Origin of the sequence: Brucella anthropi ATCC 49188 (assembly GCF_000017405.1) — a bacterium.
Lineage (GTDB): Bacteria > Pseudomonadota > Alphaproteobacteria > Rhizobiales > Rhizobiaceae > Brucella > Brucella anthropi.
Map to the genome: position 1 here is coordinate 68809 of NC_009668.1, position 25977 is coordinate 94785.

The window sequence follows — 25977 nt, forward strand, 5'->3', positions numbered from 1 at the left end:
GGGAGACGCAACCATGAAAATCGCCCGTTCCCTCTTCAATGGCGGATTGCTGCTCTACGTCGCGCTGTTCTTCGCCTTCATCTATATCCCGCTGGCACTTATCATCGTCTATTCGTTCAACGCCAATCCGGTGAACATGATGGTGTGGAGCGGCTTTACGACCGACTGGTATGCGCAGGTTCTGGGCTTCAAGACAGTGGTTTCGGAAAGCGCACTCTATATTGAATCGACGGATCAGCTTGTGGCAGCTGTCTTCAACAGCCTGAAGATTGCGACTTCAACGACACTGATATCGACTGTTCTCGGAACTGCGCTGGCGCTGGCCATGCATCGCTACAATTTTCTGGGAAAGCGGTTCTATCAGGTGACGCTTTTCATGCCCATGCTGATGCCGGATATCGTGCTGGGCATTGCGCTCCTGATCTTCTTCGTCAACGCGGGCATTCATCTGGGGCTGACCACGATTATTATCGGCCAATGCACTTTTCTGATCTCTTATGTCTTCATTGTCGTTTCGGCCCGGCTGGCCGGCATGGACCGCACGCTGGAACATGCATCGGCCGATCTTGGCGCCAATGAATGGACCACGTTCCGCAAGGTCGTCATGCCCCAGCTCATGCCCGGCATTCTCGGCGGCGCGTTACTTGCCTTCATCATTTCCATGGATGACCTCGTCATCACCTATTTTATCGCAGGCGTTGATGTTACGACCCTGCCGATGTTCATCTTCGCCATGCTGCGTCGCGGCATCAAACCGGAAATCAATGCGATTGCCGTGATGATGCTGACCTTCTCATTCGTTGTGGCTTCGCTCGGTCTCTATCTTCGTTCTCGGCAGAAATAATATGACTTCACAAACACCTACACGTAAACTGCGCGCTCGCGATCTGGGGCTTCCTTTCACTGGTGTGACCGGTCCGTACAACGCGATCACCGATGTCGATGGCGTTGGCGTCGGCTTTCAGACCATTATCGAGAACGAGCCGCGCCCCGGCCGCAAGCGTCCGGCGCGTAGTGGCGTGACCGCCATTCTGCCGCATATGCAGTCTGAAACCCCGGTTCCGGTTTATGCAGGCGTCCATCGCTTCAACGGCAATGGTGAGATGACCGGAACGCACTGGATCGAAGATGGCGGCTACTTCCTCGGCCCTGTCGTTATCACCAACACGCACGGTATCGGCATGGCACATCATGCGACAGTGCGCTGGATGGTCGACCGCTATGCCTCGACCTACCAGACCGACGATTTCCTCTGGATCATGCCGGTTGTCGCAGAAACTTATGACGGTGCACTCAACGACATCAACGGCTTTCCTGTGACGGAAGCGGATGTGCGCAAGGCGCTCGACAATGTTGCATCCGGCCCGGTGCAGGAAGGCAATTGCGGCGGCGGCACCGGTATGATCACCTATGGCCTCAAGGGCGGCACAGGCACGGCATCGCGTGTGGTCGAATTTGGCGGGCGCAGTTTCACCATCGGTGCGCTGGTGCAGGCCAATCACGGGCAGCGCGATTGGCTGACCATTGCCGGTGTGCCGGTAGGGCAGCATATGCGGGATGGCACGCCGCAGAGCCAGTTGCAGGAGCGCGGCTCGATCATCGTCGTGCTGGCGACCGATCTGCCGCTGATGCCGCACCAGCTGAAGCGCCTTGCGCGTCGTGCAAGCATCGGCATCGGCCGTAACGGAACGCCGGGCGGCAATAATTCCGGCGATATTTTTATCGCTTTTTCCACCGCCAACCAGCGACCTATGCAGCATCGTTCCGCGCCCTTTCTGGACGTCGAGATGGTGAATGACGAGCCGCTTGATCCCGTCTATCTGGCGGCGGTAGATAGTGTGGAAGAGGCAGTGGTCAATGCGATGATCGCGGCTGAGGATATGGGGGGAACACCCTATGACCGGCTGCTTGTTCAGGCCATAGATCACGAACGTCTTCGTGCTGTGCTGCGCCAGTATGGGCGTCTTGCCTGACTCTTCGTAGGATAAGGATTGGAACTCCAGTTCCATCTGATAGCGATCTGGTTCGTGTCACGCGGTTTCCGTCATGCAGGACGGAAATCGCGAATGTCTCCCTTTATCTTGCCGTCTTGACAGTATTCTATCGACGGCACTACGCTACAGTAACACGGCAGATTTTACTGAAGTGAAGGGAGGAATTCATGACTAAAAGTTCAATTATTACAGGGCTGGGTCGAGTTTCAATTTCACGACGCCAGTTTATAACATCGAGCGCACTGGGCGCCGGTGCTCTGCTTCTACCGTCCCTGCCATCTTTTGCAGCTGACAAGCCCAAAGTCGGTCTGGTCATGAAGTCGCTCGCCAACGAGTTCTTCAAGCAGATGCAGGCAGGTGCGGAGGACTACGCCGCCAAGAACACCGACAAGTTCTCCTTTGCCGCTGTTGGCATGAAGGACGAACGTGATTTTGCCGCACAGGTCGATGCTGTGGAAAATTTCATCACGCAGCAGTTCAATGTGATCGTGCTGGCTCCGGCGGATTCCAAGGCCATGGTGACGCCGGTTAAAAAGGCTCTGGAGGCCGGCATCAAAGTCATCAATATTGACGTGGCGCTCGATGAAGAGGCGAAAAAGCAGGCGGGTGTTGACCTTGCCTTTTTCGGTCCGGACAATCGCGAGGGCGCAAAGCTTGCCGGCATGGCGCTTGCCAAGGAGCTCGGCAAGGGCGGCAAGGTGGTTATCCTTGAAGGCAATCCTGAGGCAGACAATGCCAAGGAACGCAAGAAGGGCTTTGACGATGCCGTGGCCGAAGGCGGTTTGACACTGCTCGATTCCAAGACTGCCCATTGGGAAACGGAAGAAGCCAACACGCTGATGACCAATTTCCTGACCCAGTATCAGGACATTCAAGGTGTTATGGCGGCCAACGATTCTATGGCGCTCGGCGTCGTGAAGGCGCTGGATGCCGCCGGAAAATCGGGCCAGATCAAGGTCGTGGGCTTCGACAACATTCCTGCTGTCCAGCCTTTGATCAAGGAAGGCAAGATGCTCGCAACCGTCGATCAGTTCGGCGCACAGATGGCGGCCATGGGCATTGATTACGGCCTCAAGGAACTGGCAGGCGAAAAATTCTCCGGTTGGGTCAAGACGGACATCAAGCTCATCACGGCCCAGGATCTCTGAAAACCGGGATCTTCCAAACATTGCCAATTGTGGGCGGCGCTCCAAGTGCCGCTCCTCTTCACCCGGCAGGCAGGAACAGATATGCAGTCAGCCGACGCCATTTTGAGATTGGAAAATGTCGGCAAGACCTTTCCGGGGGTGGTTGCTCTAAACGGTATCACGCTGGAGCTGCAGCGTGGCGAGACGCATATCATTCTGGGTGAAAACGGTGCGGGTAAATCGACTCTCATCAAGCTTCTTGCTGGCATATATCAGCCCGACACAGGCGAGATTTTTCTGAACGGCCGGCCCTACAAGCCAAAGACCCCGCATGACGCGCAGGTTCAGGGAATCCGCATCGTTCATCAGGAACTCAACCTGCTGTCGCATCTTTCCATTGCCGAAAACCTGATGCTGGAAAGCCTGCCGAGACGTTTCGGCATCATGGACCGAGCGACATTGAACCGGCGCGCCGAAGAGCTTTTGGCCGAGGTCGGTCTGGCGGTCGATCCGCGTATGCCGGTTTCGGAGCTGGGCGTTGCGCAAATGCAGTTGGTCGAGATTGCCAAGGCGCTCGGTTATGACAGCAAACTACTTGTTCTGGATGAGCCGACGGCGACATTGACACCGCCGGAAATCGAACGGTTGTTTGCGATCATCAAGCGGCTGAAGGCAAAGGGTGTCACGATCATCTACATCTCCCACCGTCTGCACGAGGTCTTCGAGATTGGCGACCGCGTGACGGTGCTGCGCAATGGCCGTCTGGTCGAGACGCGCGACCTGCAGGGGCTGAGCGTGCCGGATCTGGTACGCATGATGATCGGTCGCGACATTGCGGATGAGTATGGCTTTAATGCCGATATCAAGCTTGGTTCCGTCGCTCTGGAAGTGAGGAACGTGAAGCGCAACAGCGGCGCTCCGCCGGTTTCGTTTTCGGTGCGTCATGGGGAAATTCTGGGTGTTGCCGGTCTGGTCGGGTCGGGCCGTACTGAAGTGATGCGCGCAATTTTCGGCGCCGATCCCAGATCAGCAGGGCAAATCGATGTTGACGGTCGGCCGGTGACTATCCGTGACCCGCGCGATGCCGTGCGTAATGGTCTGGGTTTTCTGACAGAAGACCGCAAGAGCCAGGGGCTGCTGCTTGATATGCCCGTGTCCGTCAACACCACGATCACCGACCTGAAGAAAATCTCGCACGGTGGCCTGCTGGATAGCCGGGTGGAGAAAGGTGCGGTAACGGAGCTGGTCGAGCGGCTGCGCGTCAAGACTGCGTCTATCGATACGCCGGTGCGTAACCTCTCCGGAGGCAATCAGCAAAAGGTGGTTCTGGCAAAATGGCTGTTTCGCGGGTCATCCACATTGATACTGGATGAACCGACGCGTGGGGTCGATGTCGGCGCCAGACGCGAGATTTATCAACTTCTGTGGATGCTGGCTGCGAACCAGAAGGCCATTATCATGATTTCCTCGGATCTGCCCGAGCTGATCGGCATGTGTCACCGCATCATTGTTTTCTCGAACGGCAAACTGGTTGGGGAACTGGACCGGTCGCAATTTGATCAGGAGCGTATTCTTTCGCTCGCCTATCAGGAGCATGTTCACGCATGACGGAACCCATTTCTCCATCTGCCCAACACCCCGGTGCTGCCGACCGTCAGAAGCTGAAGCGCTTCCTGTTGCGTGATGCCGGCGTATTCTTGGCGTTGATCCTGATAACGCTGGTATTTTCCGTCACTGCGCCCTATTTCGCAACATCGGGCAACGCGCTGAAGATCTTCGTTCAGATTGCGATCAACACAGTCCTTGCGGCAGGTATGACTTTTGTCATTCTGACTGGTGGCATTGACCTCTCAGTCGGCTCGGTTCTCGCCTTATGCACGGTCGTCGGTGCGCTTATCATGACGTCCGGTCTGGAGCCTGCCTTGTCAATTCCGCTGGCTGTTCTGGCATGTATCGCCGTTGGCGGGCTTTGCGGCTTCATCAACGGCAAGGTGTCAACCTACTGGAAAATCCCGTCGTTTATCGTCACGCTGGGCATGCTGAACATCGCCGCCGGTGCGGCACGGGTGGTTTCCAACAACTCCACCATTACCGGTCTTCCGCAGGGTTTTGTCGATTTCGGTAATCTGATTGTCGGCGGCTTTCTGCCGTCAATTTTCTTGATCGCAGTGGCCGTGATCGCTGTCGGCTGGTTCGTTTTGCGCTTTACCGTCTTCGGTCGCATGATCTATGCGGTTGGCGCCAATGATGAGGCTGTGCGCCTGTCGGGACACAATCCCGACACATACAAAATCGCTGCGTTTGTCATTTCCGGCGTCACCGCTGGTATTGCCGCGATTGTCTATCTCCTGCGCCTGAACATCGGCAGCCCGATTGCAGGGGTTGGCTATGAACTGAACGCGATTGCAGCCGTCATCATCGGCGGGACGAGCCTTTTCGGTGGTAAGGGCTCAATCGTCGGCACATTGGCCGGGGCCTGTATTTTGCAGGTGCTCGCGACCGGGCTGCAATTGCTTGGTATCGGCGATAATTACAAGCCGATCATAATTGGCACCGTGATCATCCTCGCCGTGATTGTCGATACCTATCGTGAGAGGCTGTTACGGCGTATTCGCTGACACCGATACTCGAGATGCAGCCACGACCGAACTCAAAAGAAGGCTTCTTGTCCCGCTAACGCATCACGTAATCGGGACGAAGCCATCTTATGCTGGAGTTCAACTGCAGTTAGATATTGATGTTGCCGCGATCTCCGGTCGGAGCCTCCATTTTATTTATAGATGCTCGGCAGGATCGGAGGGAGATTTCGCTGTAGTGGCAAGAGACGGCAAAGCTGTGAGTTTCTCAGAATATTCTTTGCTCCGAATCCTAAGGAAATAACACCATATTTCTCATGAGGCGTAATTTATATATTATAAATTACTGATACTTAAAGTAAATTACAGGAATTGATTTTAACATAAATCAGGTTATACGTTTCAAATAAGCCATTATGAGATTCTCATGGATGAGAATTATTCAATGAATTTCCAAGCAGGCGTCAAATGTTTGGAAATTATAAACAAAATTATTAATCGTCAAGAATTATATTAATACAGAAATTATTAATATAATTATTTTCGGAGAAATTAATATGCATTCCCGTCTGAATTCATCCATTGCGAGTAATATTATAAGTCGGGATGTATTGAGATTAACTTCTGGAATCAGCGCAATAAGTATTCCATTGCTTTTTGGTGTTTTGTTTTCTACCCATGTTAACGCCACGGACTATACAGCACCTGTAACCACCAGCCTTCAAAACGGTGATACTGTCACGATTGTCGGTAATGGCAATGAGGTGAGGGCGCTGTCGAGTGCAAATGGAACAACGCTGACGCTGCCGGGAAATAACACCATAACTGCAACTGGCCCCGCAGCCGCCGGGCTTTATGCCACCGGAAGCGGTTCGGTAATCAATGCTACGGGGGTTGTTGTAATCACCACTGGTTCCAGCAATTCATTCGGCGTTGGTGCCGTCAGTGGTGGGGTCATCAATCTTTATGGCGCGCGAATTTCGACCTCGGGGACGGGAAGCCATGCACTGAAGATCGGTAGTGCTGGAAGTAATGTTACGACCGACAAGAATACGAAAATTTCAGCTTCCGGTGCCAGCGCCTACGCGATTCAGGTCTATTCCGGTGCAGTGAAACAATACGATAAGACATTACCTGCCAATGCTCTGGCAGGAGAGATCAGCGCAACCGGGACCGACGGCGCGGCATTTCAGGTAACTGGGACCGGCTCAAGGCTTATTTTTAAAGATATTGATTTCGCCAACGACACGAAAATCACGCTTGGCAACTCGTCATGGACAGGAATTGTCGCATCAAACGGGTTCATGCAGTTTCAAGGTAATAGCAGCGCCTCCAATTCAAGGTTCCTTGTCGGCACGGGAACAATAGGTTTCGCTGGGAATTCCACTGCACAAGGCAGCCAGTTCACGTTGAACGGTTCGAGCTCTATTCTGGATCTGCGGAGTTATACGGGGACGTCGGATTTTAATGTTGCCAGCATTGACGGGGCTACTGGCGCACGCATTCTGATAGGCAGCAACACATTTGTGGTTGACGGAAGTACGTCAAGCACTTTCTCCGGTACCATCGATGGCACCGGGCGCCTGGTGCGCGGTGGAAGCGGCACTCTTACACTTTCCGGCACCAACACATATTCCGGCGGAACTTTTTTCAACTCCGGAGCCATTGCGGTCAGCAAGGATGCCAGCCTCGGCGCATCAACTGGAGGGCTCAACTTCAATGGCGGTACGCTTCAACTGACCGACAGTTTCGTATCGGCGCGTTCTGTCACACTGGGTGCTCAGGGAGGTACGGTTCAAACGGCGGCAAACGAGATTAACGAGCTCTCGGGCGGTATTGTCGGATCAGGCAAGCTCATAAAGACGGGTGCCGGTACGCTGGTTTTGTCGGGTTCCAATACCTATAGCGGCGGCACCGTGATCAATGGCGGCACTGTATCGATCAGTGCCGATAAAAACCTAGGCGATGCCACCGGCACGTTGGCCATGAATAACAACGCCACGCTTCTGCTGGTTGATAGTTTCGACAATAGCCGGGCGGTTACGCTGGGCAGCGGTGGAGGCACGGTTCAGACCGTCATGGGCAAAAGCAACGCTTTTGCTGGCGCAATCGACGGCTCAGGCCCGCTGACAAAATCGGGCGATGGCACGCTGACGCTTTCGGGCACCAATACTTATAGCGGCGGGACCTTTATCAATGGCGGTGTTGTTTCGGTTGGCGCGGATAGCAATCTTGGGGCTTCGAGCGGCACGCTTTCGTTCGACGGCGGCACGCTGCACCTGACGGGCAGTTTCAACAACAGCCGTGCGGTGACGCTTGGCGCCGGAGGCGGTACGATCCAGACAAGCCTGCTTCACAGCAATGAGTTTTCGGGGACGATCGGCGGTACAGGCAAGCTGACGAAGAACGGCGCGGGTACGCTGACGCTTGCAGGCGACAACAGCTATACGGGCGGCACGGTTGTCAATGCCGGTGTTTTGTCGGTCAGCGCCGATAAAAACCTTGGTGATTTGTCGGGCGGAGTGCAGCTCAATAGCGGCACGCTGCGGCTGACGGGCGATGTTACGAGCGATCGGGTGGTTGCGTTTGATGCGGCGGGTGGAACTATTGATGCGGCGGCTGGTACCAACAGCACATTCTCCGGGCTGATTGATGGACTTGGCTCATTGACCAAGACTGGCGCAGGCACACTGGTACTGTCTGGGAGTAATGATTATCTGGGCGGGACCGTTGTTGAAGCCGGCACACTGTCAATCAGTTCGAATGACAATCTCGGCGATGCAGCAAGTAACTTGACCTTCAATGGCGGTACGCTTCGAGTTGCAGATTCTATCACGACTGACCGCAATGTTGTTCTCAACGCAAATGGCGGTACGATCGAAACCACTGCAGGTACAAGCACCTCTTTCACGCAAGGCATTACCGGCACAGGCAAACTGAACAAGGATGGTGACGGCACCCTGATCCTTACAGGCAACAATGTCTATGCCGGTGGAACCCACGTCTCGAAAGGTGTTCTTCAGATAGGGGCAGGCAGTACGGTTGGACAGATCGGCGGCAATGCCCAGGTTGATGCGGACGCTGCTCTCGCTTTCGATCGATCCGATGATATTATATTTGCCGACGTTATCAGTGGGGAGGGCGCCCTCCGTCATGATGGCTCAGGAAAACTGACGCTTACCGGCGAAAACAGCTTTACTGGCGGGACCACGATTTCGGCAGGCACGCTGCAGATCGGCAATGGCAGCACCACCGGCAGCATTGCCGGCAATGTGGACAATAACGGCACGCTGGCGTTCAATCGCAGCAACACGCTCGACTTCTCCGGTGTCATCAGCGGCACGGGACTTGTTCAGCAGAATGGTGCGGGCAGCCTGACACTGAGTGGCGACAGCAGCGCTTTCGGCGGTAGCACCTCCGTTGCAGCGGGCACGCTTCTTGTTGACGGTTCGCTTGGCGGAACTGTGAGTGTCGCCAGCGGTGCCAGCCTCGGCGGCGGCGGAACCATCGGCGGCAATACGACGGTTGCCGACGGCGCAACATTGGCGGGCAGTGGGGCGCAGACGCTGACATTTGATAAGAACCTCAGCCTTGGTGCTGCTTCAGTGGTTTCTGTCAGCTATGGCACTAGCGCCGGTTCATCGCCTTTCCTTGTGAAAGGCGATCTCGCCCTTGGAGGCGTGATCAATGTCACTGACTTCGGTCACAATGGCCCCGGCATCTATCGCGTGTTCAGCTATGCGAATAATCTGACTGGCACGATTGGATTAGGCAGCCTGCCAACCAATATAACCGATCCGTCTACTGTTACTCTCCAGACCACGGATGATGCAGTCAATCTGATCAACACCGTTGGTCTGGTTCTCAATTTCTGGGATGGACAGGCTGCAGGCCATTCTTTGAATGGTCAAGCCAACGGCGGTAGCGGCACCTGGAACAAACAGAACAACAACTGGACGGGCCTGCCGGATTTCCAGTTGAATGGTCCATGGTCGACAGGCGAGTTCGCCATCTTCCAGGGCGCGAGCGGCATCGTTACAATCGACAACAGCGCCGGAACCATTTCAGCAGCGGGTATGCAGTTTACAACCGGTGGCTATGAAATCACAGGCGACGACCTCACATTGGCATCGACTGCGGCCAATGCCGGCGATACGCCGATAATCCATGTTGGCGATGGCTCCATTAATGACGACACCGAAGTGGTGACGATTTCGACGCGAATTCTTAGTACAGAAGGTATTGATAAAACGGGCTTGGGTACGTTGGTGCTCACCGCAGACAATAACTATACGGGCGGTACATTTGTCACGGGTGGCATCTTGCAGCTTGGCGACGGAACATCTGGCGGTAAGGGCGGGGTTGAAGGTGAGATCAATCTTGGCTCTACAGCTGCTTCCGCAGGTACGCTTGCAATCAACCGTGCTGGCTCTGTTACAATTGACAATACCATTACCGGCTCTGGTCATGTTGTCATCGACAGTCCTGGCGAGATCGAGTTCAATCAGACGAATTCTTATCTGGCTGGTACTTTTATCAAGAATGGCGTTTTGATTGTCTCCAGTGACGACAATCTCGGGGACACCAACAGTGATGTGCAGATTGAAGGCGGATCGACACTGCGTTTCAAGTCTGCTTTCAGCAGCAGCCATAACTATGTGTTGGGAACAGGTGGCGGTTCGATTGAAACAACGGGCACCAACATCAACAAGATCCTGACTGCCGTTACGGGCGTAGGCTCTCTAACCAAGACCGGCACCGGCACGTTGGTTTTTTCGGGTGATAATGATTATGTTGGTGTCACGACGATTTCGGATGGCACTTTGCAGATTGGAGATGGCGGCGGCACGGGCAGTGTTGTCGGCGATATCACCAACAATGCGCGTCTGGCCTTCAACCGCAACAATGCTTACGCTTATAACGGTTTGATTTCCGGTACGGGCTCTGTTGTGCAGGCGGGGACCGGTACTACGACGCTGACAGGCCAGAACACCTATGCGGGTGGCACGGTTGTGTCTGCGGGCGTCCTTCAAGTGTCCAGTGACAAAAATCTCGGTGCAAGTTCGGGCAACCTGACCATTGACGGCGGTACTTTTGCCAACACGGCTGCTTTGACCAGTGCACGCGCTGTCAATGTCACTGCAAATGGCGGGTCGATCCGCACGGATGCCACTTTGACCCTGACCGGAGCCTTTGATGGTTCGCCGGCTTCAGACTGGCACAAGACCGGTACCGGCCTTCTGGTGTTTGACAGCAGTGCGACCGGTGACGTTGGCGCTGGAGCCAATGTCGACGCTGGCAAGATCGTTGTTGAGGGCAGCCTCGATGGAAGCTTCGCTGTAAACAGCGGTGCGACGCTTGAGATCAGTGGCACGCAAGGGGGCGATGTCAATGTGAACGCCGGTGGCACATTGATGGGGTCCGGTCAGGTCGGCCAGAATGTCGTGGTCGCGGACAATGGCAATTTGCAAGGCAAATATGGCCAGACGCTTCAGATTGGCGGCAATCTTGCTCTTGATGCCAACAGCCAGGTCAATGTCACACTCGGCATGCCGAGCCAGACCGCCCTTTACGATGTGCAGGGCAATGTCACTCTGGCCGGGTCGCTGAACATCACGGACGGCGGCGGCTTCGGTCCGGGCCTTTATCGTCTCATCGACTATCAGGGCAACCTGACGGACAATGGGATGACCATTGGCACGGCTCCGGGAGGTGATCCCACACGGATGTGGATCGATACGGATGAGGCGAACAAGCAGGTCAATCTGATGAGCAGCTACGGGGTCAGGCTGAACGTCTGGGATGGCGGCAATGGTGCCTGGAACCTTGTGTCCGATCATTCCAATGATGTCTGGACGGATAATGCAGACAATATCAAGGGTCCTTATGATCAGGGGTCGTTCGCCGTGTTTCGGGGTACGCCGGGTACGGTGACGATCAGCAATGCCGCAGGCAATGTGACGGCATCCGGTCTTAATTTTGCAACCGATGGCTATGTTTTGGCGGGCGATGCGCTCGATCTCGACAATACCGACCAGCCGATTATCAACGTCGGTGACGCCACCGATGCAAGCAAATCGATGACGGCAACTATCGCGGCGACGCTGACGGGCAGCAAGGGCATCAACAAGACCAACTACGGCACCTTGGTTCTGACGGGTGCGAACAGTTATAGCGGCGGGACGACGGTGACAGGTGGTGTCCTGCAGATCGGTGACGGTGGCAATACGGGCAGCATCAAGGGTGACGTTGCGGTTTCGAGCAGCGCCTATGGTGACGGCACGCTGGCCTTCAACCGGAGCGATGATACGGAGTTTGACGGCAACATCACCGGTGATGGCAAGGGTGGTGTGGTCCAGAAAGGCACAGGCACAACGACGTTTACCGGCGACAACACCTTCTCGGGCGGTCTGACGGTTGAGAATGGCGGGGTCAAGGCAGGTGTCGCTGGCCATGCCTTCGGCACGGGCACCTTGAAGGTCAAGGCGGGTGCAACGGCCGATCTCGGCGGCTTCGACACGACGGTCGGCGGTCTTGCGGCCTTCGACGCGAGCGGCACGACGGGCGATGGCGATATTGCACTTGGATCGGGCAAGCTGACGGTCGAACAAAGCTTCGACAGCAAGTTCTCCGGTGTAATCTCTGGTGCTGGCGATTTGACCAAAAGTGGCACTGGTACCCTGACCCTCAATACGGCCGGCACCTATACCGGTGCGACCAATGTCGATGGCGGCACGCTGAAGCAGGGCGCAGCTGGTGTCTTCAACAATGCATCGTCGGGCTACACTGTCGGTACAGACGGGACGCTCGATCTTGGCGGTTTCGATACCACGCTGGCCGCGCTGTCGAATGGCGGTCTCATCACGATGGGAACACAGCAGACGGCAGGTACGACACTGAGCGTGACCGGCAACTATACCGGCACCGGTGGCACGGTCGTCATCAATACGGTGCTCGGCGACGACAGTTCCAAAACCGATCGCCTGAAGGTGGGTGGTGACACATCCGGCACGACCAATCTGAAGGTCAACAATCGCGGCGGACTGGGGGCACAGACTGTCAACGGCATCGAAGTGGTCGAGGTTGCCGGTCAGTCGAACGGAACCTTCTCGCTTGTCAGCGACTACACCACCAAGGACGGTCAGAAGGCGGTTGTGGGCGGTGCCTATGCCTATACGCTGCAACAGGGGGCGGGCAGCGGCAACAAGGACGGCAACTGGTATCTGACCAGCCAGACGACACAGGAACCGCCGGCCCCCGATTGCCAGCAGACCAATACCTGCCCGGTCGATCCGGACAACCCGCGCTATAGTGCCGGTGTTCCGGTCTATCAGGGCTATGCGCAGAACATGCAGGTGCTCAACAAACTGCCCACGCTGCAGGAACGTGTCGGCAATCGCTATCTGACGAGCGGGAACGACAACGACGCGAGCAATACAGGCAGCAGCACTGTCGACAGCCGCGGGATCTGGGCGCGCATCGAGGGCGCGCATAACCGGCTTGAGCCGCACAGCGCGACCGGCATGAAGCAGGATATCAACAGCTTCATCATGCAGACCGGTGTCGACGGGCAGTTCTATGAGGATGCCAACGGGAAGCTGATTGCCGGGATCACCGGGCAATATGGTACGGCGCATGGCAATTCCAGCTCGTTCTTCGGTGACGGTTATACCGACACCAGCGCCTGGAGCCTTGGCGCGACCGCAACCTGGTATGGCAATGACGGCTTCTATGTCGATACGCAGGGCCAGCTGACATGGTTCGACAATGATCTCAACTCCGATACGGCCAATAGCGGGCTGGCCGATGGCGCAAAGGCCTTCGGCTATGCGCTGAGTGCCGAGGTGGGGCAGCGGATTGCGCTCGACGAACATTGGTCGCTGACGCCACAGGCGCAGCTGATGTGGTCGTCACTCGATGCGGATGCGTTCCACGACATCTGGGGCAACCGCGTGCACATGCAGGATGGCGACAGCCTGACGGCACGCATTGGTCTTGCCGCCAACTATCAGGACAGCTGGCAGGGGGATGACGGCCGCATGGTCAACACATCGGTCTATGGCATCGCCAATGTCTATCAGGAGTTCCTCGGCGGCACCCGCATCAATGTGGCTGGTGTCAACGTCGATACCGACAACGACAAAACCTGGGCCGGCATCGGCGCCGGCGGCACCTATGCATGGGCCGACAGCAAATATGCAATCTACGGCCAGGGCTCCATCAACACCTCCCTCAACCACTCAACCGACAGCTATGCCGTCAAGGGGAATATAGGGTTCACAATACGATGGTAGCCGTTGTGAAAAGATAGCCAATGAAGAAGCCCTTCGGGGCTTCTTTCATTTTCTGGTGCGTGTGGGACGTTGTGACAGTCAACTGTTGCTACTGTGGCTCGAGCCAAGGCCAAGGCTTTGCAGGTGAATTCAAATGATCTTAGGTTTCGAACGTCTGTCCGAGTTGTTGGCGTCAATAAAACCCATAATCCGTTGGGCCGGAACCGTCTGATTCTGGCAAGCGATGTTTGATGCTATTTCATGTACGATCTAATCGGTGCCTGTTGTAGAGTGATTTCTCTCGATGACGGTTCCGCTGCCGGATGTATGGGAAAAAGCTTTCTACTCTTTCCGCTCGACGAAAATCAGATATCACGTGGGATGATCAGTTCCGTCGGTATCATTTCCGGTAGGTCGGTTGTTTGAACTGGTTCGTCCAGAAGCTTAAAGGCGCGTTCGATCATTGCTTGAACATTTTGCCGGACCATCACAACCGGGAAGTGGAGAACTTCGATGAAGGGATCCCAGTCGAAACATCCGATGGAGCACTCCCGAACCTCGTCAACCGGCAGTGTCTTGAGAAAACTGACGACGCCCTCAAAGGGACTCGTCGAATTAACGAACAATGCCTCTGGCAATCCATTCAACTTGCCATAAATGTCCCGGATCGTCACTGCGGCGGTATCGGGACCATATCCATTCGTGACGATGGTGTCGGCATGAATGGCGATGTTCAGTGCGGCTAGCTCATCTTGATAGCCGAGCACGCGTGCGCGTGTATTATGGTCACTGTCCACGCCACCGATGAAGTAGAAGCTGTTTTCCTTTCGATGTGACCTGCGACTGGCAATCTGTTGCGTCAGCACGCGGGCGCCTTCATAATTGTCACTGATTACGGATGCACCGTGCTTCCCGGGAAGGTCCACATTTATATGTTTCAGATGAGCCTTTTCGCAGAGTTCGGCGACACTGTCCGGATCGGTTGCGCCCGCGATCAGCAAAGCGTCGACATTGTGGGCAATCAATGTTTCCACAGTGCTGCGTTCCTGTTGTGGATCGCGCAATGTGCTGGCTACGACGGGAATAAGATTCCGTGAGCGTGCTACCGTCTCAAACGACGCGGCCATGGAGCTGAAGTAACGGTTGTCCAGCATCGGCAAGATCATGCCGATCAAACCCGAATTGGATATGCGTAACCCGCGTGCTTGAAGGTTGGTGGTATAGCCAAGTTCACTCGCTATTACTCGGACTCTGTCAGCTGTTGCTTTTGTAATTCTCCGATTTTCCCATGAGCCATTCATAACGGAAGCAACCGTAGATGCGGATACACCAGCTCGCTCCGATATATCATAAATGGTTACTTTGCGGGGAATGTTCATTAGGACTGCTTTTCGTCTGGATTGGCCCCTTGATCTTAGCGGTCCGATAGCATTCGCTGCAAGTAGGGGAAGACGTAATCCAATCCATTCCTCTGTCATTTTTCCCCTTGACCAGATGCCAGATGTTGAGCGATGGTTATGCTGCACTATCGATGGTGCAACTTGATTATATGCCGAGAGGAGCGGTGCACACATGCCGAGGCCGGGAAAAAGGCTTCCCTTCATGCGTGACAAGCCCTGTGAGTATTGTTCGATTTGATTGCCGTGCCGCAAAGCAAGACGGCACCGGAATACAGGAGTCCGAGGGAGCCGGAGGTCGCTATAGGGAGGACATATGGGGTGGAATAGCGAGATAAAATTTGTCTGCAAGTTTACGTAAAATACAAAATTAAAACCCAATGGGAGTGAGACATGAAGAATATACTTGGTAAAGCAGCTTTTGCTGCAGTGGTGCTGTCGTCGTTCGCGGGCAATGCGCAGGCAGAAGTGAAGGATGCAGTGGTCGGCTTTTTGATGCCAGACCAGGCATCGACACGCTATGAGGAGCGCGACTATCCGGGCTTCGCCGCAGAGATGAAGAAAATCTGTGAAAGCTGTAAGGTGCTTTATCTCAATGCCGATGGCGATGCGAGCAAGCAGCAGCAGCAGTTCAACTCGGTCATTTCACAGGGTGCGAAGGTGATCGTGCTCGACGCGGTCGATACGGCGGCGGCAGCTTCGCTGGTCAAACTCGCCCAGTCGCAGGATATCAAGGTCATCGCCTATGACCGTCCGATCCCGGATGCGACCTCCGATTTCTATGTGTCGTTCGACAATGAAGCTATCGGCAAGTCGATTGCGGAATCACTGGTCAAGCATCTGAAGGACAAAGGCGTTGCGGGTGATAAGGGCGGCGTTCTGCAGATCAACGGTTCGCCGACCGATGCTGCAGCCGGTCTCATCAAGAACGGTATTCATGCCGGCCTGAAGGATAGCGGTTACAAGACGCTTGCCGAATATGACACGCCGGAATGGGCGCCGAGCAAGGCTCAGCAGTGGGCGAGCGGCCAGATCACCCGCTTCAACGACCAGATCGTCGGTGTGGTCGCTGCCAATGATGGCACTGCTGGCGGTGCGATTGCAGCTATGAAAGCGGCTGGCATTGATCCGCTTCCACCTGTTACCGGCAACGATGCGACGATTGCCGCACTTCAGCTCATCATTTCGGGCGATCAGTACAACACGATCAACAAGCCGTCTGAAATCGTTGCAGCAGAAGCCGCCCGCGTCGCAGGTCAGCTTCTGAACGGTGAGACCCCGAAGGCTGAAGCTACGCTCTACAATACGCCGTCGAAGCTTTTCGTTCCGGTGGTTGTGACGGCTGATAACCTCAAGGCGGAGATCATCGACAAGAACATCGTTTCAGCTGAAACGCTGTGCGTCGACCGTTACGCCGAAGGCTGCAAGAAGCTCGGTATCACGAAGTAACCCAACCATGGCGTCCGGCTTGGGCCGGACGCTTTCTTTCCCCGCGCGTGTTATCTTGCGCGGTGGACGTTGGGGAAAACTGCGACACCCAGGGAAAAGCGAACATGTCCCAAGATCACAATGCCGCTACAACGTCGCGGCAGCCAGTGCTGCGTCTAAGCGGAATATCCAAGAATTTCGGCGCCGTTTCAGCGCTGACAGATATCAATCTGGAAGTCTTTCCGGGCGAAGTTGTCGCTCTTGTCGGCGATAACGGCGCGGGAAAGTCTACCCTTATCAAGACGCTGGCAGGCGTCCATCAGCCGACATCCGGCACTATCGAATTCAATGGCGAGAAGGTGGTGCTTTCGTCGCCGGGCGTTGCGCTCGATCTCGGCATTGCGACGGTCTTTCAGGATCTGGCGCTGTGTGAGAATCTCGACGTCGTTGCCAATATTTTCCTTGGCCGCGAAATGAGCCCCTATCGCCTTGATGAAGTGTCCATGGAGATCAAGGCGTGGAAGCTTCTGAACGAGCTTTCCGCTCGTATCCCGAGCGTACGTGAGCCGGTCGCCTCGCTTTCAGGTGGTCAGCGCCAGACCGTCGCGATTTCGCGTTCGCTATTGCTCGATCCCAAGCTCATCATGCTTGATGAACCAACGGCGGCACTGGGCGTTGCACAGACGGCCGAGGTTCTTGATCTTATCGAGCGTGTTCGCGACCGAGGACTGGGCGTCTTGATGATCAGCCACAATATGGAAGATGTGCGCGCAGTTGCTGATCGCATTGTGGTGTTGCGCCTTGGCCGCAACAACGGCGTTTTCTACCCGGATTCCTCGAATGAGGAACTGGTCGCGGCCATCACCGGCGCGAGCAGCAATTCCGTTTCCCGTCGTGCCGAACGGCGTCAGGCGCAGCATGAAGCCGATCATACCCATGATCGGGGAGAAGCATAATGAATCAGGCAAGCGGAAATACCCCTCTCGACCGTCAGGATACACGCGTGCGCCATGATGAAGGCGTTTCAGGCGCGCTGCGCAGTTTCTTTGATCGTGTGCGTTCAGGCGATCTCGGATCACTGCCGGTTATCATCGGACTCGTCATCATCTGGACTGTTTTCCAGACGTTGAACCCGGTCTTCCTGTCGAGCAACAACCTTGTCAATCTGCTGTTCGACTGCTCGACCATCGGCGTGATTTCGCTCGGTATCGTCTGCATCCTGATGCTGGGCGAGATCGATCTTTCGGTCGGTTCGGTTAGCGGTCTGGCGTCGGCAATCGTCGGTGTGCTCTGGGTCAATCATGGCTGGCCTGTCGGCTTTGCAATGCTGGCGGCACTGTGCACTGGCGCGCTGATCGGCCTGCTTTACGCATTCCTCTATAACCGCTTCAGCATGCCGAGCTTCGTTTCCACGCTGGCCGGTCTGCTGGCCGCGCTCGGTCTCCAGCTTTATCTGCTCGGTAATACCGGCTCAATCAATCTGCCTTACGGCTCCTGGCTCGTGAGCTTCGGCCAGCTTCTGGTTATGCCGCGCCCTGTGTCCTACGCATTGGTGCTGATTGCCGGACTTGCCATCTTCTTCACCGGGTTCCGTTCTGCACAGCGTCGCCGCGAAGCCAGTCTGTCGGCGCCTTCGTCGGTTGGAATTGCGTTCAAGGCTATCGTCATCACGGTCATTGTCGGTGGCGCGGTATTTTATCTCAACCAGTCGCGCGGTGTGCCGTGGATGTTCGGCCTGTTCGTGGCGCTAGTCATTGCGATGAATTATGCACTTACCCGCACCCAGTGGGGGCGTGCCATGCAGGCGGTTGGCGGCAATCGTGAAGCAGCGCGCCGTGCCGGTATCAATGTGAACTTCATCTACATATCGGCCTTCGTAACTTGTTCGATCTTGGCCGCAGCAGGTGGCATCTTGGCCGCTTCGCGTCTTGCCTCATCCAGCCAGCAGGCCGGCACCGGTGACGTTAACCTCAACGCCATTGCGGCGGCTGTCATTGGTGGTACCAGCCTCTTCGGCGGACGTGGCAGCGCCTGGTCGGCTCTGCTGGGTATCATTGTCATCCAGTCGATTGCCAGCGGTCTGACGCTGCTCGATCTGTCATCTTCGCTTCGCTACATGATTACCGGCGCAGTGCTTGCTATCGCCGTTATTGTCGACTCCCTTGCCCGCCGCTCGCGCCAGTCGCACGGCCGCGCCTAAACCTTCAAGGACTGAAAAATGGCTCAGGATCTCAACGGAAAAGTTGGCGCCGTTACTGGTGCTGCCTCTGGCATCGGCTTCGAATGTGCAAAGCACATGATCGAAGCGGGCATGACGGTGTTTCTTGTCGACCGTGATGACAAGGCGCTTAAGGAAAAATGCGCCGAGCTTGGCGACAAGGCCAAACCGTTGGTCATCGATCTGCTCAATCCGGCGTCTGTCGCCACGATGATGCCGCAGATACTCGAACAGGCGGGCCAGCTCGACGTGTTCCATGCCAATGCGGGCGCTTATATTGGCGGACCTCTTTGGGAAGGCGACCCGGATGCATGGGACCGCATGCTGAACCTCAACATTAACGCGGCCTTCCGCACCATTCATGCCGTGCTGCCGCATATGATGGAACGAAAGACCGGCGATATCATCATGACAAGTTCCGTTGCGGGTGTTGTGCCGGTGATCTGGGAGCCGATCTATACGGCATCCAAACACGCCGTTCAGGCCTTCGTGCATACGGTTCGCCGTCAGGTCGCCCCGCATGGTATCCGCGTTGGCGGCGTTCTGCCGGGACCGGTTGTGACCGCACTCATCAGCGACTGGCCGAAGGCCAAGCTTGATGAAGCACTGGCCGCAGGCAGCCTGATGGAACCTAAGGAAGTTGCGGAGTCGGTGATGTTCATGCTGACCCGCCCGCGCAATATCACCATTCGCGATCTGGTCATTCTTCCGCAGAGCCTCGATCTGTAAATGGGAGCGACCATGACCAGCTACTATCTGGGCGTCGATGTCGGCACCGGTAGCGCCCGCGCCGGTCTGTTCGACGCGAGCGGCACCATGCTTGCTTCAGCCAAGCGCGATATCACCATCTGGCGTAAGGCGGGCAGCATTGTCGAACAGTCGAGTGCCAATATCTGGCAGGCTGTTTGCGAAAGCGTGCGTGAAGCGGTCGCGACCGCCGGTGTCGACCCGACGGATATCGCCGGTATCGGTTATGACGCGACCTGCTCGCTGGTTGTGCTGGGCGAGGGCGGCAAGCCGCTTGCCGTAGGTCCATCCAACGATCCTGCGCGGGACATCATCGTTTGGATGGATCACCGTGCTATCGGACAGGCCGAGCGTATCAATGCGACCAAGGCGAAGGTTCTTGACTATGTTGGCGGTGCCATTTCCCCCGAGATGGAAACGCCGAAGCTGTTGTGGCTCAAGGAAAACAAGCCCGAAACCTTCGCTGCTGCCTGGCAGTTTTTCGATCTTACCGATTTTCTCACATGGAAATCCTGCGGCAGTCTTGCTCGTTCAGCTTGCACGGTCACTTGCAAATGGACTTATCTCAGCCATGAAAAGCGCTGGGACGAGGCTTATTTCCGTGAAGTCGGCCTTGGCGAACTGGCGGATGAAAATTTCGTCCGTATCGGTACCGACGTTCGCGCTGGTGGCGAAAACCTCGGTGGTTTGAGCGAACAGGCTGCGGCAGAACTTGGCCTCAAGCCGGGTACTGCAATTGCCGCCGGTCTGATCGACGCTCATGCGGGCGGCATCGGCACAGTTGGAGCGCGTGGTTCGGAAGGCCAGATATTGTCACGCATGGCCTATGTGTTCGGCACTTCGGCCTGCACCATGACCACGACCGAACAGCCTGTTTTCGTGGACGGTGTGTGGGGCCCGTATTATTCGGCAATGGTGCCGGGTCTCTGGCTCAATGAAGGTGGCCAGTCAGCAGCAGGTGCTGCTATTGATCACCTGATCCATATGCATCCCTTCGCGGCAGAAGCTGAAAAGCTGGCAGCAGCTCAGGGCAACGGTTTAGCCGACAGTCTTGCTGCTGAAGTTGAGGCAAGGGGCGGCGTTGAAAAGACGGCCATGATCGTTGGTGACATTCATGTCGTGCCCGAATTCCTCGGTAATCGTGCACCGTTCGCTGATCCCGATGCGCGTGCGATCATTGTCGGGCTCGATCTCGACGCCGAGATCGATAGTCTGACGGCGCTTTATCTCGCCGGTCTGTGCGGTCTCGGCTATGGTGCGCGGCAGATCGTCGAGGCACAAAAGGCAAAAGGTATCGTGACCGATACCATCGTCGTTTCAGGTGGGGCTGCGCGTTCGCATCTGGTGCGACAAGTGCTTGCCGACACAACCGGCCTTGTCATCGTCGCCTCCACCTCGCCAGAGCCGGTTCTGCTCGGCTCTGCCATGCTGGGCGCTGTGGCGTCAGGGGCATATCCTGACCTTGCCTCTGCGATGCATGCCATGTCGGAACTTGGTGAGGTGAACAGACCGGATGCCGGGCGCGCCAGATGGCATGACAGGCGTTTCGAGGCTTTTACACTGTTGCAGGCAACTGCGCGGAAAATCCGCTCTATGGATGGCTCGAACTAACTTGAAAATAAACAGGCGGCGACAGGAAGTTTCCTGTCGCCGCCTGTTTATGCATTAATCTCACGCGACCTGTTGTCGCCTTGTCAGAATGAGACCTTGAGACCGACGGTGCCATTTACGCCGAAGCTATCGCTTGGATGCGCAAGGCTGGTCTTCAACATGCCTTCTCCGTAAAGCGAATATTTCCCGCCAGACCAGCTGTAAGTGCCGCCAAGGCCGACGCCGCCCCAGAATCTGTCGTTCTCGGTGCTGAGGGCTGTTCCTGCAAGATTGACACGAGCGCCATCTAGAAACTCATAGTAGAGATTGGCGATGCCATATACGTTGGTGCTGGAAATCAACCCGTTCGCAGCCTGCCAGCTTTTGCGATAGTCAGCTGATAGGCCAAGGCGACCATTGAGGCTGTCGCCGTCTTTCAGCGATACGCGTGCACCAAACCCATCGTTAAAGCTGTCAAAATCAATCGACGAATAGATCAGTTGCGCTTGTGGCGTCAGCGTCCAGCCAGGGGCAACGGCAAACCGTTTTCCGGTTTCCATGCCCAGCGCATAGCCAAAGCCCTTGTTGCTATCGGTCATGCCTCTTTCTGCTGTCACAGAAGAAAGATCGCTGTCGAACCAGTTGGCCTGAACCTGACCGTCGACATAAATGCCATTGTCGCCATACCATGTCAGTGTCGCGCCAAGCCCGTAGCCATCGGTATCGATGGTACCGTCACCGAATACTGACCAGACGTCTGCAGATGCCTTGCCATATTGCGCCGTCAATCCGCCGATCAGTCTACCGCTATCGCCGTCGAAGAACTGGCCATCGAGGCCAGCCTGCATTTTGTAGGTATCGACGTCGTACGATGTCAATGTCGTCGTCGAGTTGGGCGTGAGGCGGTTATGTGCGCCTTCAATTCGACCCCATACCGACGATCGGGTCGTGTTGCTCGTGCCCCCATTCTCGTCCGTAGCCCAATAGCGATCACCAACCCGCTGTTGCAGCGTAGACAGGCCGTTCAATGCCTGAAGCACCTGCGGATAAGCTTCATAGAGCGGAGCACCCGCCTGATAGAGCGGCTTTGAAGGGCTTGTCGGTGTTACCGGATCGACCGTTTTGGGCTTTAATGCCGAACGCAGGTACCAGTCGCCGTCGGTCGGATTGGTTTTACCGTTCTTGTAGAGCTGATAAGCGTATGCTCCAGCTACAACAGCCTGCTCGCCCTGGATTTCATAATCGCCCTTGAGTGAAAATTCGCCGTCGGACACTCCGCCGATCTCAATAATTTTAATCCCCTCGACGGTCGGCGCACCTTCGCCTTTGAGATTGTTAACGTTGACTGTGGAATTGCCTGAAGTGTCGCCGGTGACCACGAGCCTATCCGTAGCAGAATCATCGCCTCCAAGATCGGTGTTCAGGATAAGCAGACCATCGTTGCCAGTATAGTTTCCGGCAATCATCAATGTTGTTCCGGGCTTCGTGCCAAATTTCAACGTGCCTGCATTTGAAAAACTGGCGATGGATTGATTATAACCACCGAGATCGAGTGTGGCTCCTGCGGCCAGATCAACGGCGCTGGCTGCACTGAAAGTGTTTGCAGCGCCAGCCCGCAGCGTGCCAGCCAGCACATTCGTGGAGCCGGTATAAGTGTTGGCGCCCGCAACGATCAGGGTGCCGTCTCCTTGCTTGGTGAGGGAACCGTCGCCGCTGATATCACCGCCGAGCGTTTCATTGAAAGTGCCGGTATCGATTGCCGATGTGTTGCCGCTTGCAAGAATGATGTCATTCTTAATCACCAAGTCATCGACGAGGAAGCCGAGTGCGGCAGTGCCTTGCATGTTTACCGCACCGCTGCCCAATGCCTTGGCATTGCCAACGTACAGATGGGCGCTGTTGATATCTGTGCCACCACTATAAGTGCTTTCTCCGGAAAGAACGGTAGTGCCTTGCTGCAAGATGAGCTTTCCGGTTCCCGAAATCTGTCCGGCAAAGTCGTTCCCGCCTTCGTTCAAGGTCAGATTGCGTGCGCCGAGCACGATGCTGCCATTGCCGGTCAGGACGGCCACGCTGGTGCCTCCCGGAATTCCCGAAGGGTCATACTGACCGTCGGCGGTCGCAGAAATATCGAAAACACCGTCGACACGAACAACGCTGGAACGTCGCAGGCTGGCAGTGCCTATCAGAGCCAGTGTTCCCTGTTGGATCCAGGTGCTTCCGGAATACTGCGCGGGCGAGTCAGTGAATGCCGAATTATTGGTGTATCCTTCGATAGTCAGAAGCCCTGCGCCAGTCTTGACCAGATTTCCCGAACCAATAATTTCATAACCTCCGGTTACATTCATTAGGTTGGCTGTGTTGACTGGATCAAATGTTACAGTATAGCCGTTTGTCTCAAGAAATCCTGTCGTACTTCCTCCGGCCGGAGGAGCAGAAAAGTTAAATCCGCCCCCGGCTTCGTTGGTCGCCTGAATGGATATATTCCCGCCTACATTTGTTCCGCGGAAAAAATTTATCATCTGCGCGGCATCTGTTCGAACACCGGCACCGTCAATGCCGTTGATTGTAATTGCAGCAGAAACTGAGGACTGATTGAACGTTTTCAGGGCGCTGGTTTGGGTTATCCATATTGAACCGATAGCGCTTGCAGCGGGGATAATACCGGTTGCAGATCCCGCAATAATGGCCCGGTCGCCGCCGCCGGGAAGCTTGCCTTCCGCCCAGGACGCAGGCCTACCCCATCTGTCTAGAAGGGAGTGTGTGCCGATATAATGATAATCGTCAGCCCGAACGGGATTGGCAGCGACTATTGTCGTCACTCCAGCCAACGCAATTGCAGAATAGGAGACGGTCGAGCACAAGTACTGCGAAAGACCGTGAGCCAATGCCTTTATGCGCCTTTGCGTAAGCTTGGCGGATGAGGTGGTGCAATCTGTTCCGGTTGAATGTTTCATACTGCTCCTGCCGCTCAACGAATTTGCAAGACAAGCAGTTTCGTCGAAAATATTGCAATCAATTCATAAGTCACTAATTGAGTATAGATTATGGATTGGCAACAGCCCTGAAGTTGTAATGAGCGCCGAGTTTTCTATATCTATATTTTTAGTTGATTTAGAGACTTCTTAAATAATAATAAATAAGAATGTGCTAAATATATATATTTGGTTATCATTGATAATGAGCGAGCGAGAATTGTCTTGGAAAGCAAGCTGCCGGAACAGAACTCACCTATATAGCCGAGAACGCGCTGGTATTTTACAGCCTTTATCCGTCCGACTGGGCGCAGCAGTTTGAAAGCAGACCATGAAGAAGATCGGATTACTTCCCCAAGATGACAAGACCAACGGCTGGAGCGCACTTCTGCCAGCACGGCAACCGAAGCCGTCATTGCGCGGTGATATTGTCGCCGATTTTGTTGTCATCGGTGCCGGATTTGCCGGACTTGGTGCTGCGCGTCGTCTTGCGGAGCTACGGCCAGATGCAAAGATTGTGATATTGGATGGCCAGCAACTTGGCGAAGGATCATCCGGGCGTAATTCCGGTTTTGCCATAGATCTCCCGCACAATGTCGGGTCATCTCTGGAGGAACTGGCGAAGGGGCATGCTTATCTGCGGTTGGCACGGGCAGGCATCGCTTCATTACGCGATAGCGTTACAACATATGGTATTGACTGCGACTGGAGTGAGGACGGCAAATATCATACGGCTTCGTCGGAGCGTGGCGCGAAAGAGATTCTGCAGCCGACGCTCGAGATGTTGAAGACGCTGAATGAGCCCTATGAATGGCTGGATGGCAAAGAAACGACGAAACGTCTGGGCACGTCGCATTTCGCGGCCTCGATCTATACGCCCGGTACGGTTCTGATCAATCCGGCTGCGCTCAATCGTGGGTTGGGCGACGCATTGCCAGAGAATGTGACACTCTTTGAACAGTCTCCGGTTCTGGAGGCGGATTTCGGTTCGAAAGTGCTTCTGCGGACTGCGGAAGGAACTGTTGCCGCTCCGAAAGCGATTGTGGCGGTTAACGGCTTTGCGACGCGCTTCGGTTTCTGGAAGGGACGACTTCTGAACTTTGCAGCCCATGCCAGTTTCACGAGACCTCTGACCGAAAAGGAACAAGGTATTTTCGGTAATATCGGGTCATGGGGCTCAACACCTGCCAACGCCTTTGCAGGCATTACCATGCGCTATACAAACGATCGCCGCATCCTCATCCGGCAGAACATTGAGTTCAGCCCCGGCATGCGCCAGTCGGATGCGCGCCGGGCTTCGGTTCGGCAGGATCACCAGCGTCTTTTTGACGAACGGTTTCCGATGCTTCGTGGCGTCCATGTCGAACACACATGGACTGGCTACATCTGTCTTTCGCGCAATGGCGCGCCGGGTTTCGGGAAGGTCGCTCCGAATGTCTGGAGCGCCGTTTGCCAGAATGCTGTCGGCATCGCCAAGGGCACGATCAGCGGGAGACTGGCCGCCGAAATGGCGTTGGGCGAGGATAATGGGTTGATATCGGATATGCTCAGCCTCGGAACGCCATCAGCTGTTCCGCCAAGGCCGTTTCTCGACATTGGCGTGCGTGCAAGATTTGCCTATGAGCTTTATCGCAACCAGCACGAAGCGTGAT

Annotated in this window: 14 protein-coding genes; 12 read left to right on the plus strand and 2 right to left on the minus strand. The window is 55.5% G+C overall.

Annotated elements, in window-relative coordinates; all coding sequences use genetic code 11:
• Positions 1-13: 13 nt before the first annotated feature.
• From OANT_RS14540 to OANT_RS14565, 6 genes are all read left to right on the plus strand, one after another.
• A complete protein-coding gene (locus tag OANT_RS14540) occupies positions 14-844 on the plus strand; it encodes an ABC transporter permease (RefSeq protein ID WP_011982555.1) in 831 nt (276 codons plus the stop codon).
• Position 845: 1 nt separating this feature from the next.
• Complete coding sequence (locus OANT_RS14545; RefSeq protein ID WP_011982556.1) at positions 846-1973, plus strand: DmpA family aminopeptidase; 1128 nt, start codon at positions 846-848, stop codon at positions 1971-1973.
• A gap of 188 nt (positions 1974-2161) precedes the next feature.
• Positions 2162-3142 (plus strand): sugar ABC transporter substrate-binding protein, encoded by a 981-nt coding sequence (locus OANT_RS14550; protein ID WP_011982557.1) that lies wholly within the window; start codon positions 2162-2164, stop codon positions 3140-3142.
• An 81-nt stretch (positions 3143-3223) separates the two neighbouring features.
• A complete protein-coding gene (locus tag OANT_RS14555; RefSeq protein WP_011982558.1) occupies positions 3224-4729 on the plus strand; it encodes a sugar ABC transporter ATP-binding protein in 1506 nt (501 codons plus the stop codon).
• Positions 4726-5739: an ABC transporter permease gene (locus tag OANT_RS14560; protein WP_011982559.1), complete on the plus strand. Its 1014-nt coding sequence runs from the start codon at positions 4726-4728 to the stop codon at positions 5737-5739. Before OANT_RS14555 ends, OANT_RS14560 begins: the two co-directional genes overlap by 4 nt.
• 515 nt (positions 5740-6254) lie before the next feature.
• Positions 6255-13991: an autotransporter-associated beta strand repeat-containing protein gene (locus OANT_RS14565; RefSeq protein ID WP_011982560.1), complete on the plus strand. Its 7737-nt coding sequence runs from the start codon at positions 6255-6257 to the stop codon at positions 13989-13991.
• Positions 13992-14335: 344 nt separating this feature from the next.
• Here the strand turns inward: OANT_RS14565 and OANT_RS14570 are convergent, their stop codons facing one another.
• Positions 14336-15349 carry a substrate-binding domain-containing protein gene (locus OANT_RS14570; RefSeq protein ID WP_040128491.1) on the minus strand — a complete coding sequence of 338 codons (1014 nt, stop codon included), beginning with the start codon at positions 15347-15349 and terminating at the stop codon, positions 14336-14338.
• Between the two features lie 411 nt (positions 15350-15760).
• Here OANT_RS14570 and OANT_RS14575 point away from each other — a divergent pair, with 411 nt between their 5' ends.
• The 5 genes from OANT_RS14575 to OANT_RS14595 all read left to right on the plus strand — a co-directional run bounded on the left by OANT_RS14575 (position 15761) and on the right by OANT_RS14595 (position 21371).
• The gene (locus OANT_RS14575; protein WP_011982562.1) at positions 15761-16816 is read left to right on the plus strand and encodes an ABC transporter substrate-binding protein; all 1056 of its coding nucleotides are present in this window, start codon (positions 15761-15763) and stop codon (positions 16814-16816) included.
• Positions 16817-16920: 104 nt separating this feature from the next.
• Positions 16921-17751 carry an ATP-binding cassette domain-containing protein gene (locus tag OANT_RS14580; protein WP_011982563.1) on the plus strand — a complete coding sequence of 277 codons (831 nt, stop codon included), beginning with the start codon at positions 16921-16923 and terminating at the stop codon, positions 17749-17751.
• Positions 17751-18995 carry a sugar ABC transporter permease gene (locus tag OANT_RS14585; protein WP_011982564.1) on the plus strand — a complete coding sequence of 415 codons (1245 nt, stop codon included), beginning with the start codon at positions 17751-17753 and terminating at the stop codon, positions 18993-18995. Before OANT_RS14580 ends, OANT_RS14585 begins: the two co-directional genes overlap by 1 nt.
• Positions 18996-19013: 18 nt before the next feature.
• Positions 19014-19742: an SDR family oxidoreductase gene (locus tag OANT_RS14590; RefSeq protein WP_011982565.1), complete on the plus strand. Its 729-nt coding sequence runs from the start codon at positions 19014-19016 to the stop codon at positions 19740-19742.
• 12 nt (positions 19743-19754) lie between these two features.
• Positions 19755-21371, plus strand: a complete 1617-nt coding sequence (locus tag OANT_RS14595; RefSeq protein ID WP_011982566.1) for an FGGY-family carbohydrate kinase — start codon at positions 19755-19757, stop codon at positions 21369-21371.
• A gap of 83 nt (positions 21372-21454) precedes the next feature.
• Here OANT_RS14595 and OANT_RS25140 read toward each other — a convergent pair whose 3' ends face one another.
• On the minus strand, positions 21455-23698 hold the full coding sequence (locus OANT_RS25140; protein WP_158304332.1) for an autotransporter family protein: 2244 nt from the start codon (positions 23696-23698) through the stop codon (positions 21455-21457).
• Between the two features lie 958 nt (positions 23699-24656).
• Here OANT_RS25140 and OANT_RS14605 point away from each other — a divergent pair.
• Positions 24657-25976, plus strand: a complete 1320-nt coding sequence (locus OANT_RS14605) for an NAD(P)/FAD-dependent oxidoreductase (protein WP_011982568.1) — start codon at positions 24657-24659, stop codon at positions 25974-25976.
• Position 25977 lies beyond the last annotated feature (1 nt).

What these genes read in the sequence shown, in the direction of transcription:
- OANT_RS14560 (WP_011982559.1), top strand. Translation starts at nt 4,726, where the DNA reads ATGACGGAACCCATTTCTCCATCTGCCCAACACCCCGGTGCTGCCGAC.
- OANT_RS14570 (WP_040128491.1), bottom strand. Translation starts at nt 15,349, where the DNA reads ATGAACATTCCCCGCAAAGTAACCATTTATGATATATCGGAGCGAGCT.
- OANT_RS25140 (WP_158304332.1), bottom strand. Translation starts at nt 23,698, where the DNA reads ATGAATGTAACCGGAGGTTATGAAATTATTGGTTCGGGAAATCTGGTC.
- OANT_RS14605 (WP_011982568.1), top strand. Translation starts at nt 24,657, where the DNA reads ATGAAGAAGATCGGATTACTTCCCCAAGATGACAAGACCAACGGCTGG.
- OANT_RS14550 (WP_011982557.1), top strand. Translation starts at nt 2,162, where the DNA reads ATGACTAAAAGTTCAATTATTACAGGGCTGGGTCGAGTTTCAATTTCA.
- OANT_RS14565 (WP_011982560.1), top strand. Translation starts at nt 6,255, where the DNA reads ATGCATTCCCGTCTGAATTCATCCATTGCGAGTAATATTATAAGTCGG.
- OANT_RS14555 (WP_011982558.1), top strand. Translation starts at nt 3,224, where the DNA reads ATGCAGTCAGCCGACGCCATTTTGAGATTGGAAAATGTCGGCAAGACC.
- OANT_RS14580 (WP_011982563.1), top strand. Translation starts at nt 16,921, where the DNA reads ATGTCCCAAGATCACAATGCCGCTACAACGTCGCGGCAGCCAGTGCTG.
- OANT_RS14545 (WP_011982556.1), top strand. Translation starts at nt 846, where the DNA reads ATGACTTCACAAACACCTACACGTAAACTGCGCGCTCGCGATCTGGGG.
- OANT_RS14590 (WP_011982565.1), top strand. Translation starts at nt 19,014, where the DNA reads ATGGCTCAGGATCTCAACGGAAAAGTTGGCGCCGTTACTGGTGCTGCC.
- OANT_RS14540 (WP_011982555.1), top strand. Translation starts at nt 14, where the DNA reads ATGAAAATCGCCCGTTCCCTCTTCAATGGCGGATTGCTGCTCTACGTC.
- OANT_RS14585 (WP_011982564.1), top strand. Translation starts at nt 17,751, where the DNA reads ATGAATCAGGCAAGCGGAAATACCCCTCTCGACCGTCAGGATACACGC.
- OANT_RS14595 (WP_011982566.1), top strand. Translation starts at nt 19,755, where the DNA reads ATGACCAGCTACTATCTGGGCGTCGATGTCGGCACCGGTAGCGCCCGC.
- OANT_RS14575 (WP_011982562.1), top strand. Translation starts at nt 15,761, where the DNA reads ATGAAGAATATACTTGGTAAAGCAGCTTTTGCTGCAGTGGTGCTGTCG.